General features: G+C 72.1%; 12 protein-coding genes and 1 pseudogene. 8 read left to right on the forward strand and 5 right to left on the reverse strand.

The window, feature by feature from the left end; all coding sequences use genetic code 11:
- A pseudogene (locus GQQ95_RS19670) lies at positions 1-132 on the forward strand (IS481 family transposase); the annotation flags it as partial.
- 257 nt (positions 133-389) lie between these two features.
- Here the strand turns inward: GQQ95_RS19670 and GQQ95_RS11830 are convergent.
- Both GQQ95_RS11830 and fbaA read right to left on the reverse strand, forming a co-directional pair.
- Positions 390-1052: a DUF6264 family protein gene (locus GQQ95_RS11830; protein ID WP_157427878.1), complete on the reverse strand. Its 663-nt coding sequence runs from the start codon at positions 1050-1052 to the stop codon at positions 390-392.
- 9 nt (positions 1053-1061) lie between these two features.
- Complete coding sequence (gene fbaA / locus GQQ95_RS11835; RefSeq protein WP_157427879.1) at positions 1062-2093, reverse strand: class II fructose-bisphosphate aldolase; 1032 nt, start codon at positions 2091-2093, stop codon at positions 1062-1064.
- A gap of 111 nt (positions 2094-2204) precedes the next feature.
- Between fbaA and GQQ95_RS11840 the strand changes: the two genes are divergently transcribed.
- The 4 genes from GQQ95_RS11840 to GQQ95_RS11855 all read left to right on the forward strand — a co-directional run bounded on the left by GQQ95_RS11840 (position 2205) and on the right by GQQ95_RS11855 (position 6304).
- The gene (locus GQQ95_RS11840) at positions 2205-3272 is read left to right on the forward strand and encodes a fructose-bisphosphatase class II (protein ID WP_170297047.1); all 1068 of its coding nucleotides are present in this window, start codon (positions 2205-2207) and stop codon (positions 3270-3272) included.
- 152 nt (positions 3273-3424) lie between these two features.
- Positions 3425-4426 carry a class II fructose-bisphosphatase gene (glpX, locus tag GQQ95_RS11845; RefSeq protein ID WP_157427921.1) on the forward strand — a complete coding sequence of 334 codons (1002 nt, stop codon included), beginning with the start codon at positions 3425-3427 and terminating at the stop codon, positions 4424-4426.
- A 46-nt stretch (positions 4427-4472) separates the two neighbouring features.
- Positions 4473-5849, forward strand: coding sequence for an MFS transporter (locus GQQ95_RS11850; protein ID WP_212275409.1), 1377 nt, complete (start codon positions 4473-4475; stop codon positions 5847-5849).
- A 65-nt stretch (positions 5850-5914) separates the two neighbouring features.
- Positions 5915-6304: a VOC family protein gene (locus GQQ95_RS11855; RefSeq protein ID WP_157427881.1), complete on the forward strand. Its 390-nt coding sequence runs from the start codon at positions 5915-5917 to the stop codon at positions 6302-6304.
- Positions 6305-6423: 119 nt separating this feature from the next.
- On the opposite strand, the gene GQQ95_RS11860 is transcribed toward GQQ95_RS11855, so the two are convergent.
- Both GQQ95_RS11860 and GQQ95_RS11865 read right to left on the reverse strand, forming a co-directional pair.
- Positions 6424-7860 (reverse strand): DNA recombination protein RmuC, encoded by a 1437-nt coding sequence (locus GQQ95_RS11860; RefSeq protein WP_157427882.1) that lies wholly within the window; start codon positions 7858-7860, stop codon positions 6424-6426.
- Between the two features lie 79 nt (positions 7861-7939).
- On the reverse strand, positions 7940-8557 hold the full coding sequence (locus GQQ95_RS11865; protein ID WP_157427883.1) for an exonuclease domain-containing protein: 618 nt from the start codon (positions 8555-8557) through the stop codon (positions 7940-7942).
- Between the two features lie 66 nt (positions 8558-8623).
- Between GQQ95_RS11865 and GQQ95_RS11870 the strand changes: the two genes are divergently transcribed.
- The gene (locus GQQ95_RS11870; RefSeq protein ID WP_157427884.1) at positions 8624-9406 is read left to right on the forward strand and encodes a class I SAM-dependent methyltransferase; all 783 of its coding nucleotides are present in this window, start codon (positions 8624-8626) and stop codon (positions 9404-9406) included.
- A gap of 27 nt (positions 9407-9433) precedes the next feature.
- On the opposite strand, the gene GQQ95_RS11875 is transcribed toward GQQ95_RS11870, so the two are convergent.
- A complete protein-coding gene (locus GQQ95_RS11875; RefSeq protein ID WP_157427885.1) occupies positions 9434-11272 on the reverse strand; it encodes a histidine-type phosphatase in 1839 nt (612 codons plus the stop codon).
- Between the two features lie 153 nt (positions 11273-11425).
- Here GQQ95_RS11875 and GQQ95_RS11880 point away from each other — a divergent pair, with 153 nt between their 5' ends.
- A complete protein-coding gene (locus tag GQQ95_RS11880; protein ID WP_157427886.1) occupies positions 11426-12709 on the forward strand; it encodes a glycosyltransferase in 1284 nt (427 codons plus the stop codon).
- Between the two features lie 82 nt (positions 12710-12791).
- Positions 12792-13865 (forward strand): redox-regulated ATPase YchF, encoded by a 1074-nt coding sequence (ychF, locus tag GQQ95_RS11885; protein WP_157427887.1) that lies wholly within the window; start codon positions 12792-12794, stop codon positions 13863-13865.
- Positions 13866-13883 lie beyond the last annotated feature (18 nt).

A 13883-nucleotide genomic window follows, 5' to 3' on the forward strand; every position in this document is an offset into this window, starting at 1 on the left:
GCATCCAACACGGAACGCGCAGCAGCCTTGCCAACCTGGCTCGACCACTACAACCTAGACAGAACCCACCTCGGCATCGGAGGCAAAACCCCCATCGACCGAATCAACAACGGTCGAGGTCAGTACACCTAGACGCTCGGCCGCGCAGGCCACCGCGCCCGAACCGCGACCGCATCGATCCGTCGATGTCCGCCCCTTGACCGGCTTGGGTCGGGCGCACATCGACGGATGGATCGGGCCTGCTGGGCGCTCACGTCGGTGCTGCCAACGTTCGACCCCGTGCGTTCGCCACGCGCGACAAGGGCCGACGCGCGTGTCGCCATGCGGGGCCCGCGTGCAGCACGCGAACCGCGGATGCCGCCGGCGCGCGTCCGACGGCCGGTTCGGCGCTACCCTCCGGCGGCCGCGCCCGCGCCGCTCAGCGCGGCCATGAAGTCGGGGTCGCTCGCGAAGACGAGCAGGCCGACGATGGATACGACGAGGAACGCGACGACGCCCGCGAGGATCGGGATCCACCATGCCAGGCGGCCCGCCCGCAGGCGCGCACGTGCCCAGAGCAGGGCTCCGATCCAGAGGGCGACCTGCAGCGCGACCCCGATGGCGATGAGCGTCGGCACCGCGGGGCCGGGCGTGAACGAGCTCGGTCCCTCGACGCCGAGCATCGACGAGGAGAGCTTCGCCGACTCGAGGGCCGTCGCGGGCAGCTGCACGAGCGTCAGGACGTTGTAGAAGACGCCGAAGGCGCCGAAGACGAGCAGGGCGATGGTCCAGAGCCGGTCGGTCGGTCGTGCGACGGGCGCCACGGGGGAGACCGTCGAGCCGGTCGTGTACGGTGCCGCGGCGTCGGGAGCACCGCCCGCGGCCGTGCGGGTGCCGGCATCGTCGGCTGCGGCATCCGGCACCGCATCGGGTGCGACCGGCGGCTGCCAGGTCCAGCCCTCGGGGGCGTACTCGCCGTAACGCGGACGAGGCCGCTCGTCGATCGGGGGAGTCGGCGGGGGCGAATCCTGCCCCGCGGCTCCGGTCGGGCGAGCGGCCTCGTCATGCGTCATGGATCGTGCCTACGCCGTGATCGAGTTGCCGGCGGAGCCGAGCTGACGGGTGGACTCGACGACGCGAGCGGCCATCGCGGTCTCGGCGATCTTGCCCCAGGCGCGGGGGTCGTACTGCTTCTTGTTGCCGACTCCGCCGTCGACCTTCAGCACGCCGTCGTAGTTCTTGAACATGTAGTCGGCGATGGCCCGCGTGTACGCGTACTGCGTGTCGGTGTCGATGTTCATCTTCACGACGCCGTTCGCGACCGCCTCGGCGATCTCGGCGTCGGTCGAGCCCGAGCCGCCGTGGAAGACGAGGTCGAGCGGCTTCGGGCCGGTGCCGTACTTGGCGGCCAGGCCGTCCTGGATGTCCTTGAGCAGCGACGGGCGCAGCTTGACATTGCCGGGCGCGTAGACGCCGTGCACGTTGCCGAAGGTGAGCGCGGCCATGTAGCGGCCCTGTTCGCCGAGTCCGAGCGCCTCGACCGTGGAGATCGCGTCGTCGAGGGTCGTGTAGAGCGCGTCGTTGGAGCCCTCGTGCGCCACGCCGTCCTCTTCGCCGCCGACGACGCCGATCTCGACCTCGAGGATCGCGTTGATCGCCTTCATGCGGGGCAGGATCTGCTTCGCGATCTCGAGGTTCTCGTCGAGCGGCACGGCCGAGCCGTCCCACATGTGCGACTGGAAGATCGGGTTGCCGCCGGCCTTCACGGCCTCCTCGGATGCCGCGAGCAGCGGGAAGACGAAGTCCTCGAGCGCGGGCTTCGGGCAGTGGTCGGTGTGCAGCGCCACCGTGACGGGGTAGCTCTTGGCGATCTCGTGCGCGGCCGCGGCGAAGGCGAGCGCACCGGTGGCGCGGGCCTTGACGGTGTGGCCGGCGAAGTAGTCGGCGCCGCCGGTGGTGACCTGGATGATGCCGTCGGAGCCGGCCTCGGTGAGGCCCTGAAGCACCGCGTTGAGGGTCTGCGTCGACGAGACGTTGAACGCCGGGAAGGCGAAGGCCTTCGCCTTGGCGGTGTCGAGCATCTGTGCGTACTGCTCGGGGGTGGCGATGGGCATGGCGCTCCTTCGGAAGGCAACAGGATTCAAGGGGAAGTCTACCGAGGTCGCGAGGAGTGCTCACGTGCGTTGCGCGAGCAGCGGATGCCGCGGCTGCGCGAAGATGGGCGGGTGCCTGACTCTCCCGCGACCGTGCCCTCCGATCCGAGCCCCGAGACCGGGTCGGATGCCGCGCCGTGGGCGGCGGATCCCGGGCTGCGGCGGGCCCTCACCGAGGCCGTTCTGGCGGCGGCGCGCGCGGCGCGCCCGCTCGTCGGCTGCGGCGACGGCGACGCGGTGGATGCCGCGGCGGTCGACGCGCTGCGGCGAGCCCTCGCGGGCGTGCCCGCCGACATCCGCGTCGTCTCGGGTGAGGGCGAGAAGGACGAGGCGCCGATGCTGCACCCGGGAGAGCGCTTCGGCACCGGCCGTGGGCCGTCGCTGGACCTCGTGGTGGACCCGGTCGACGGCACGCGCCTCGCCGCGGGCGGTTATCCGGGGGCGATGGCGATCCTGGCGGTCGCGCCACGCGGGGCGTTCGCCGACCTCGGGCCGGCGTTCTACCTCGACAAGCTCGTGCACGCCGGGCCTGAGGCGTCCGGCGTCGACGGTGCCGGCGCGCAGGCGCCAGGGCAAGCGCTCGCGCTCGACGCGAGCGTCGCCGACAACCTCTCCCGGCTCGCCGCGGCGCACGACCGCCCCGTCTCGACCCTGCGGGTCGCCGTGCAGCGACGGCCCCGCAACGCCACCGTCGCCGACGCCGTGCTCGCCGCCGGTGCGCAGCTGCACGAGTTCGAGCACGGCGACATCGAGCGCGTCGTGCACGCCGTCTGCGCGACCGGCGACCTCGACCTGCTGCTCGGCATCGGCGGCGCTCCCGAGGGGCTGCTCGAGGCCGCCATCGTCCGCGCGCACGGCGGCGTCATGCGCGCGCGCCTCTCGCCGCAGTCCGATGCCGAACGCGAGCGCCTCGACGGCGTCCTCGCGGCCCCCGGCGCATCCGGTGCCGGGAGGCTCGAGGGACTCTCTCGCCCGGAGGGCGTGGGGCTCGACGCACTGTGCGCGGCGCCCGCCCTCGTGGTGATCGCCCCGGTGACGCCCTGCGCCGTGGGCCCGGCGGGCGCACCGCTCGTCATCGTCGACACCGCCCAGCGCCTCGACGGCTGGGAGCCGGTGAGCGCAGGCTTGACAGCCGGTTAAGAATCCGAGTTCTTTCCGTGCATCACGCCTGCGAATTCGCCGGTGACGCAAGCCGCCTGCCTAGGCTTGGGGAGAGCGCGGACTGAGCCGACGGCCCGACCGGGGCCGCGCCGGCCACGTCGCACCGATGCACGGAGGATCACTCGAGCATGATGAGCAGCACCGACGCCGACAGCCTGTACCTGCACCCCGACCGCAACATCGCCATCGAGCTCGTCCGGGCGACCGAGGCCGCGGCGATCCGCTCGTACCCCTGGATCGGCAAGGGCGACAAGCTCGGGGCCGACGGCGCCGCCGTCGACGCGATGCGCGCCTTCCTCGGCACCGTGGACTTCGAGGGCGTCGTCGTCATCGGCGAGGGCGAGAAGGACGCCGCCCCGATGCTCTTCAACGGCGAGCGCGTCGGCACCGGTCGCGGGCCCGCCTGCGACATCGCCGTGGACCCGATCGACGGCACCTCGCTCACGGCCGCCGGCCGCCACAACGCGCTGTCGGTCATCGCGGTCGCCGACCGCGGCACGATGCTCGATGCGTCCACGGTCTTCTACATGGACAAGATCGTGACGGATGCCACGGGCATCGGCGTCGTCGACATCCGCAGGCCGATCGGGGAGAACCTGCGCGCGCTGGCGAAGGCCAAGGGCAAGGACGTCTCCGAGCTCCGCGTCGCCGTGCTGAACCGCGAACGCCATGAGCAGCTCATCGCCGACATCCGCGAGGCCGGCGCGGGAACCCGCCTGATGAGCGACGGCGACGTCGCCGGCGGCATCAACGCCGCGCGGTACGAGTCGCGCATCGACATGTGCGTGGGCATCGGCGGCAGCCCAGAGGGCATCACCACCGCCTGTGCGATCAAGGCGCTCGGCGGCTTCATGCAGGGCGTCCTGGCCCCTAAGGACGACGCCGAGCGCGCACGCGGCGAAGCCGCCGGGCTCGACTGCGACCGGGTCTACGAGCTGAACGACCTCGTGCGCGGCGACAACACCTTCTTCGTCGCCACGGGCGTGACCGACGGCGAGCTGCTCGAGGGCGTGCGCAAGAAGGGCCCGATCATCCGCACGGAGTCCATCGTCCTTCGCGGCAAGTCGGGCACCATCCGACGCATCGTCGCCGACCACCTCGTGGAGAAGTGGCTGGACGACGCCGATCGGTGACCGTCCGCCACTCGCGGACGTCGGTGGTGCACCCGACAATGGGAGGGTGACCGACCGCCGCACCCTCCCGCGCGCCCTGCGCCCGTTCGGCGCCGCCCAGTACCGGCTGCTCGTGCTCGCCCTCGCGGCGTCGCTGCTGTCGGCCGGCGCCTGGCTCGTGGCCGCCGCCTGGCAGGTCGTCGAACTCGGCGGGAGCCCCATCGACCTGTCGTTCGTGGCCGTGGGATCCAGCCTCGGGCTCGTGCTCGCCGTGCTGATCGGCGGCGTGGCCGCCGACAGCATCCCGCAGCGGAGCATCCTCATCGTCGTCGAGATCGTCCGCGGCGGCGCCTTCGCGGTCGCGGCGGTGCTCGCGGCGACGGGCGTCATCGAGGTCTGGCACATCGCGGTGATCTCGTTCGTGCTCGGCATCGCCGACGGGTTCTTCTACCCGGCGTACTCGGCGTGGCTCCCGGCGATCCTGCCCGGTTCGCAGCTGCTCGCCGCCAACGGCATCGAGGGCGTCCTGCGGCCGGCCGTCATGCAGGCCGCGGGTCCCGCCCTCGCGAGCGCGCTGATCGCGGTGCAGGCGCCCTGGCTCGCCTTCGCGGTCGTCGCCGCGATGCAGGCCGTGGCGGCCGTGGTGCTCGCCGTGATGCGCTCCACGCCCGTGCGCCGCGACCCCGAGGAGGTCGTGCGACACCCCGTGCGGCAGTCGCTGCTCGACCTGCGCGACGGGTTCGCCTACCTCGTGCAGACGAAGTGGCTGCTGGCCACCCTCGTCTTCTCGATCATCCTCGTGTTCCTCATCATGGGGCCGATCGAGGTGCTGCTGCCGTTCGCGGTGAAGGACCAGACCGGCGGCGGAGCCGGGGCCTTCGCCCTCGCGCTCGCCGCGTTCGGCGTGGGCGGCGCGGTCGGCTCGCTGTCGGTGGCCTCGTTCCGCCTGCCGCGTCGCTACCTGACGCTCATGATCCTCGCGTGGGGCGTCGGATGCGTGCCGCTCGCGATCATCGGCTACACGTCCCAGCTCTGGGTCATGGTCATCGCCCTGTTCCTCGTGGGCGTGCTGTTCGACGGCGCCCAGGTCGTGTGGGGCACCCTGCTGCAACGCCGGGTCCCGCCGTCGATGCTCGGCCGGGTCTCGAGCCTGGACTTCTTCGTCTCGCTCGCGCTCATGCCCGTCTCGATGGCGGTCGCCGGCCCGGTCGGAGAGGCCATCGGTCTCGCACCGGCATTCCTCATCGCCGGCCTGGTGCCGCCGTTCCTCGCGTTCGCGACGCTCGCGATCGCGCGACTCGGCAAGGACGAGCTCGCCCATCCGCTGGATTCGGCGATCGCCGATCCGAGCATCGTCACCGGCGCCGAGGCGGCGGCCGGGTTCGAGGCACCCGTCGACGAGGCGCATCCGCCGGCGCGCAGCGCCGAGTCCGGGCCCGCCTGAGCCCGTCGCCCCTCGACGACGTCACCCGGGTGTGGAAAGGTGGGCGCCGAGGAGAGGGGTTCCCCATGGTCCAGGTCAGCGATGCGTTCCCGGGTTTCAGCGTGAACGATGTCGACGCGGCACGCGCGTTCTACGGCGAGACGATCGGGCTGGAGGTCACGGACTCGATGGGCGGGCTGAACCTCACCCTGCCGTCGGGTCAGGGCATCTTCGTCTACCCGAAGGACGATCACGAGCCGGCGTCGTTCACGATCCTCAACTTCGAGGTGGCCGACATCGGGAAGGCCGTCGATGAGCTGAACGCCGCCGGTGTGGTCACGAAGATCTACACCGACCCGCATTCGTACGGAACCGACGAGCGCGGCATCGCCTGGGGCTCCAAGACGGGGCAGGGGCCGGACATCTGCTGGTTCCGCGACCCCGCGGGCAACGTGCTCAGTCTCATCGGTCAGTGAGCTCAGTCTCGTCGACCGCTGAGCTCTGTCTCATCGGTCGGTGAGGAGGCCGTCCCGCCAAGCTCGGCCGTCCAGGGCGACGCCCGACCCCCCAGCCACGCGAGCGGCGCCGGCCCGGGTCAGATCGAGCGGATCTCGGGGTCGATGTCGGCGCTGAAGTCCGCGCCCGCCGGCATCTCGAGCTCGGCGTCGGCCTCGATGGCGAGCGGCTCGTCGACCGTGGCGGCAGCCGTCGTGAACTCGTAGGCCGTCAGCTCCCGAGGGCTCTCCTCGATGCCCTCGAGCTGGGCGAGCACCTTGGTCTCGTCGAGCGCCTTGAGCTTGCGGGCGGTGGGCATGACGCGCGTCTCGAGCGAGCCGACGAAGGCGTTGTAGTCCTTGACGGTGCGTTCGATGGTGCGGCCGAGCTTCTCGATCTGCCCGGCCGTGACGGAGAGCCGCGTGTAGAGCTCGCGGCTGAGGTCGAAGAGGGTCTTGGCCTCCTTCGTCAGAACGTCCTGCTGCCAGCTGAACGCGACCGTCTTCAGCACCGACCACAGCGTCACGGGGGAGGCGAGCGCCACGCGCTTCGAGAAGGCGTAGTCGAGCAGGGCGGGGTCGGTCTCGAGCGCGCTCGAGACGAGCGACTCGCTCGGGATGAACGCGATCACCATCTCGGGGGAGGCTCCGAGGCCCGCCCAGTACGTCTTGCCGCCGAGAGCGGTGATGTGGTCGCGCACGGCCTTGACGTGCTGCTTCATGAGCGCCTCGCGGCGGGCGGCCTCGGCACCGGTGGCCGTGAGCGGGATCTGGCTGGCCTCGAGGTAGGCGTTGAACGGCACCTTCGCGTCGACCGCGATGTTCTTGCCGCCGGGGAGGTGGATGACCATGTCGGGCCGACCGGCGCCCGAGTCGGTGGTGATGGAGTGCTGCGTGTCGAAGTCGACCCGCTCGAGCAGGCCCGCGGCCTCGACCACGCTCTTCAGCTGGGTCTCGCCCCAGACGCCGCGCGTGCTGTTGGAGCGCAGTGCCGAGGCCAGGGTCTCGGCCGTCGATCGCAGTCGCTCCTCGTTCTCGGCGGCGATCTTCAGCTGCTGGCTGAGCTCGCCGTGCTGCTGATGGCGCTGCGCCTCGAGTTCGGTGACCTTGGCCTGCATCTCGGTGATGGTCTGCTTGACCGGGGCGAGGGCCGTGAGCACCTTGCTGTCGGCGGCCTCGCGGGCCTCGCGCTGCTGCTGCTCCGACCGTTGCCGCTCGACGATCTCGCGGTACTGCACGCGCGCCGACTCGATCTGCTCCCGGAGCCCGACGGTCGTGGCCTGCGCCGACGCGAGTTCGGCCTGCAGCTGTGCCTGCACCTGCTGTTCACGAGCGAGGATGCGCGCCTGCTCGGCGGCCTGCTCGGCCCGCATCGCCGTGATGGCGGCCTGGTGCCTCGCCTCGACGAGGGCCGGATCTTCGAGCTCGACCGTGTCGGCCGACGCCTCGCTCGCGCGCTTGGATGCGACGAACCACGTGGCGAGCGCGCCGAGGGCGATGCCGACGACGAGGCCGATGACGAGCAGCAGGATCTCCATGTCGCCAAGTGTCGCAGGGGCCGCCGACATCGCCGGTGATGCTCCCCGGCGAGGCTCGAGCGAGCAGCAGCGACAGCGGCTACTGCAGCGCCATGGGGCCGTGCGCGGCGGCCCGGGCCGTCGCGGCCGTGCGGCCGACCGCGCCGAACGCGACCCGCGTCACGTGCGCGAGGCGGTCGAGGTCGTCGGCCTCGTGCCGGCGTGCGGCGTGCACGACGATCGCCGCGCACGCCTCGGCGTCGGCGAGCGCGTCGTGGTGCGAGAAGTCCTTGAACCCGGCCGCCATCGCCGCCACGGGCAGGCGGTAGGACTCGAGGTGGTAGGTGCGGCGTGCGACCTGCAGGCTGCAGAGCGAGCGGTGGTTCGGCACCTCGACGCCCACGGCCTCGCTCGTCTTCTCGATCACGCGCATGTCGAATCCCGCGTTGTGTGCGACGAGCACGTCGTCGCCCGCGAACTCGCGGAACGCCGGGAGCAGTTCGGCCCAGCCGGCGGCATCCGCCACCATGCCGCGTGTGATGCCGTGCACCCGGACGTTCCACTCGGAGAACTCGTCGTGGGGGAACGGCGGGCGGATGTACCGGTGCAGGCGGTCGACGACCACGCCGTCGCGCACCTTCACCAGTCCGATCGAACAGGCCGAGGCACTCGACGGGTTGGCGGTCTCGAAGTCGATCGCGGTGAAGTCCACTGGCACGTGAGCATCGTGCCATGCACCGCAGACGGTTGACGGATGCCCCGCCGCAGGCGTGGAATGGGCGCCATGACCGAGACGACCGGAGCCGTCCCGCCCCTCGGGGATCCGTCCGCGCCCGAGACCGTCGCGGCGGCGAGGTCGTTCGGCGCGGCGGCATCCGCCTATCACCGGGCCAGGCCCGGGTACCCGGCCGAGGCCGTCGCCTGGCTCGTCGGCGACGCGGTCGACGTGCTCGACCTCGGCGCAGGCACCGGCAAGCTCACCGAGGCGCTCGTGGCCCTCGACCTCGACGTCATCGCCGTCGACCCGGTCGAGGAGATGCTCGATGAGCTCGAGCTCACCGTGCCCGCCGTGCCGCGCATCCTCGGCACGGCCGAGGAGATCCCCCTCGAGGACGAGACGTTCGACGCGGTCGTGGCCGGCCAGGCGTGGCACTGGTTCGAGCCGCATCGCGCCCTCCCCGAGATCGCGCGAGTGCTGCGCCCCGGAGGGATCCTCGGGCTCGTGTGGAACAGCCGGGACCTCCGGGCCGACTGGCTCCGCGAGGCCGGCGAGCTCATGCACGAGCGGCACGACGCGAGCGCCACGTTCGAGGCCTACGTGAACATCGGCGCGCCGTTCGGCGAGGTCGAGGAGCACACCGTCGAATGGACCGAGCGCATGTCGCGCGACCGGTTCCTCGAGCTCGTGCGCTCGCGTTCGTACTTCATCACCGCGTCGCCGGCCGAGCAGGAGGCCACGCTCGCCGCTCTGCAGACCCTGCTGCACACGCATCCGGATGTCGCGGGCGCCGTGGAGCTGGAGGTGCCGTACGTCACGCGCTGCTTCCGCGCGCGGCTCGAGGACTGAGCCGCGCGCGGAAGCGGGTCGCACGCGTCAGCCGCGCAGGGTGCGCCGCGACCGGCGGGCCAGGAGGGAGGCCGTGACGCCGCCCGTGAGGAGCAGCAGGGCCGCCGTGGCCGCTCCGGCCTCCACGCCCGTCTCGGCGAGCTGCGGGCCTTCGGCGTCGGTCGCGGCGGGGACCGCGTCGGTGGCCGTCTCGACGGCGATGAGCGGGCTCTCGGTCGTCGCGACATCCGCGAGGCAGCGCTTCAGCTCGGTGGCCTTGACCCAGGCCGAGCCCTCGGCGACGGGCTGGCAGCCCTCGGCGAAGGCGATCTCGCGTTCGTTGAAGAGCATGCGGACGAGCGGCGTGTACGCGGCGCCCGTCGCGGGGTCGACGCCCTCGCGGCCGACGACGTCCCACTGCACGTTCGCGGCCATCGGCGTCACCTGCGAGCCGCGCCACGGGTTGCTCGCGTAGTCGTACACGTCGGCCTCGCTCGCGGGGGCGGCGACGTCGGGCGCGGCCACGGTCGACCCGGGCAGGCGCAGCAGGGCCGCGAACGGCACGATCGTCTCGGCGTGCGCGAACCGGAAGGTCGCCGCGACGTCGCCGCCGCCGGCACGCTCGTCGATCGTGGCGAAGAAGTCGTCGAGCAGCGGCTGGGCGATGCGGTACGTCTCGTCGTGGCCGGCGAGGCTCGGGCCCTTCTCGTAGAAGTCCTCCGTGTCGAGGAGGTATGCGAACCACTCGGCGTCGGCCTCGTGGCCGACGAAGTACGCGCCGAAGTCGAAGGCGTGCGGCGCGACGTTCTCCTCCTGCATGTCGACGGCGATGATGTACAGGTTGTAGAGCGTCATGGCCGCGTCGACGGGGCTCTCGATCGACTTCTCGGGATCGCCGCACGCGTCGGGGTCGACGGCGGGGTCGGCACCCGGCGCGCAGGTCACGGCCCCCGTCTCGGTGCCGTCGGCCGTGTTGAACCACGTGTGCGCCTCGTCGGCGCCGATCTGCGCGATGAACTCGGACGTGAAGATGCCGGAGAGGAGCTCATCGGCGACCTCGAGCGAACGCGGCCGGTCCTCGATGAAGTCCGTCGCCGCCGCGATCGTGCCGCCGTCGCCGGTCTGCTCCTCCAGGTAGGCGTCGTACGCCTCGGCGATCGCGCGCTCGGGCGAACCCTCCGCCTTCTCGGTCCCGTCGGGGTTCTCGACCTTGTGGAAGTACAGTCGCTCCGGGTGCGCGACGAGCGGCTGGTCGAGGGCGGGCACGGCGCCGCCGGCGGCGGCCGCGGCATCTGCGAACCCCTGCAGGAAGCTCTCGCCCGACTCGGTGGCGCGCGCCTCGCCCGAGGTCTCGGCGACGATCCGGTCCCCGGCCGACGACGCCTCGGCGAAGAGCGCGGCGTTGCGCTCGTAGGCACGTGCGCCGATGCCCCGATGCTGCGTCGCCCCCTGACCCGTGAGCATGCCGTAGCCGTTCTCGACGTTCGCGGCCGTGATCGCATCGAGGTTCGAGACGAAGGTCGCGCCGATCTCGGGCGTCAGGAACCCGCCCTCGGCCAGTGCGGTCTCCGCCAGGCGGTGCAGCAGCGCGTCGTACTTGTAGCTCGAGAGGCCGCGCGATCCGTGCCGGGCCACGGACTCGGTCGCGATCGTCGCGTACCCGGCGGGCGCGGGCGAGTACGCCTCCAGGTCGGCGGTTCCGGGTGCGACGTAGGGCTGCTTGCTGCTGTAGAACCCATCGGCGACCGGGGCGTCGGATGTCTCGGCGGCGACAGCCGGGCCGGCGAGCGCGACGGCGGCGAGGGCGCCGAGCGTGCCGGCCGCGAGGGCGATGCGGACGCTGCGGGCGGCGCTCGGCCGGCGGCGGGTGGGAAGCGGGCGGATCATGGAACCTCCGTGCGTAGGGGGCGGCCCCGAGGATCGGGCCTCATCAGGAGTACCGGCGGCGGGTGAACGGGAACCGACGGCGGGATGACCTGCCGGCGTCGAAGCGCGAGGCGGCCGGTTGACCGCCGGCGAGCGGAGGAGGAACCTTCAGGCATGAAGTATCTGCTCGCCGTCTGGGACGGCGGGGGAGCGACCCCGCCGAACCTCGGGATCGCGCGCCTGCTCGTCGGGCGAGGGCACGAGGTCGTCGTCCTCGGCGACCCGACGCTCGCCGAGGCGATCGCCGCGACCGGGGCATCGCACCGCACCTGGCCGACCGCCCCGCAGCGCCGGTCGACGGCGCTCGAGGACGACCTCTTCAAGGACTGGGAGTGCCGCACGCAGTTCGGGGCGCTGAACCGGGTCCGCGAGCGGCTCATGGTCGGCCCGGCCGCGAGGTACGCGGCCGACGTCGTCGCCACGCTCGATGAGGCGTCCGCCGGGGCCGAGTCAGCCCCGTTCGATGCGGTGCTGGCCGACGGCATGCTCCTCGGCGCACTCATCGGGGCGGAGGCCCGCGGCATCCCGACCGCGGTGCTCGTCGGCAGCGTCTACCTCGTGCCCTCCCGCGTGCGCCCGCCGATCGGACTCGGGCTCGCGCCGGCGCACGACGCGCTCGGCCGCGCGCGCGACCGCGCGGCCTACGCGCTCATGACGAGGATGTCCGATGTCGGCACGGGGCCGGTCGACGCCGCCCGTTCCGAGTTGGGTCTCGGGCCGCTCCGCCACCTGTGGGAGCAGTGGGACCACGCCGACCGCGTGCTCGTGCTCACCGGCTCCGCGTTCGATGACCCGCCGCCCGATGCGCCGAACGTGCGGCACGTCGGCCCGGTGCTCGAGGACATCCCCGTCGAGGGGGCGCTGGAGTTGCCGCCCGGCGACGCGCCGCTCGTCGTCGTCGGCCTCTCGAGCTCGTACATGCGCCAGGCGGACCTGCTCACGCGGATCTCCCGTGCGCTCGCGTCGCTCCCGGTGCGCGCCGTGATCACCACGGGCCCCGCGGTCGATCCCGCCGCGATCCCCGGCGCGAGGAACGTCGCGGTGGTGCGCTCCGCCGCCCATGGCGAGCTGATCCCACGGGCGGCCCTCGTCGTCACCCACGCGGGGCACGGCACGCTCATCAAGGCGCTCGCCGCGGGGGTGCCGGTGCTCGCCATCCCGCTCGGCCGCGATCAGCCCGAGAATGCGGCCAGGGTCGCACGGCACGGCGCCGGCAGGGTGATCTCGGTGCGGTCGGATGCCGCCGCGATCGCGACGGCGGTGTTCGACCTGCTCGTCGAGCCGTCCTACCGCGAGGCGGCGGCCGCGCTCGGCACGCGCATCCGTGCGGAGATCGACTCCGGCACGCTCCTCACCGAGCTCGAGGGGCTCGCCGCGGCGCCGCATCGCCCGACCTGACGGCGGCGCGGATGGGGGAGCGGCAGCACGCGGCATCCGCTCGATGAGGCCGCCGGCCGACGCACCGGTACGATAGACCCCCGTGGCTCTCACTATCGGCATCGTCGGCCTGCCCAACGTCGGCAAGTCCACCCTCTTCAACGCCCTCACCAAGAACCAGGTGCTCGCGGCGAACTACCCGTTCGCGACGATCGAGCCCAACGTGGGCGTCGTGAACCTGCCAGACCCACGGCTCGAGGTGCTCGCCGGCATCTTCGGCTCCGAGCGCATCCTGCCCGCCGCCGTGTCGTTCGTCGACATCGCCGGCATCGTGCGCGGGGCGTCCGAGGGCGAGGGCCTCGGCAACAAGTTCCTCGCCAACATCCGCGAGGCCGACGCGATCGCGCAGGTCGTGCGCGGGTTCGAGGACGCCGACGTCGTGCACGTCGAGGGCGCCGTCGACCCGAAGTCCGACATGGAGACCATCAACACCGAGCTGATCCTCGCCGACCTCGAGACCCTCGAGCGCGCGATCCCGCGCTTCGAGAAGGAGATCAAGGGCAAGAAGCTCGACCCTTCGGTGCTCGAGGCCGCGAAGGCCGCGCAGGACGTGCTGCAGCGGGGCACGCCGCTGTCTGCGGCATCCGTCGACCTGGAGCCGGTCAAGGAACTCGGCCTGCTCACCGCGAAGCCCTTCATCTACGTGTTCAACGTCGACGAGACCGTGCTGACGGATGACGCGCGGAAGGCCGAGCTCGCCGCGCTCGTCGCGCCCGCAGAAGCCGTCTTCCTCGACGCGAAGATCGAGTCGGAGCTCATCGACCTCGACCCCGCGGATGCCGCGGAGCTGCTGGCCTCGACCGGCCAGGAGGAGTCGGGGCTCGACCAGCTCGCCCGCATCGGCTTCGACACGCTCGGACTGCAGACCTACCTCACGGCCGGCCCCAAGGAGTCGCGCGCGTGGACGATCCACAAGGGCGACAAGGCTCCGCAGGCGGCCGGCGTGATCCACACCGACTTCGAGCGGGGCTTCATCAAGGCCGAGGTCATCTCCTTCGCCGACCTCGTCGAGACCGGTTCGGTCGCCGAGGCGCGCGCGAAGGGCAAGGCCCGCATGGAGGGCAAGGACTACGTCATGCAGGACGGCGACGTCGTGGAGTTCCGCTTCAACGTGTAGCGGTCGAGGCCTCGGCTG

It is taken from the genome of Agromyces salentinus, from assembly GCF_009749395.1.
GTDB lineage: Bacteria > Actinomycetota > Actinomycetes > Actinomycetales > Microbacteriaceae > Agromyces > Agromyces salentinus.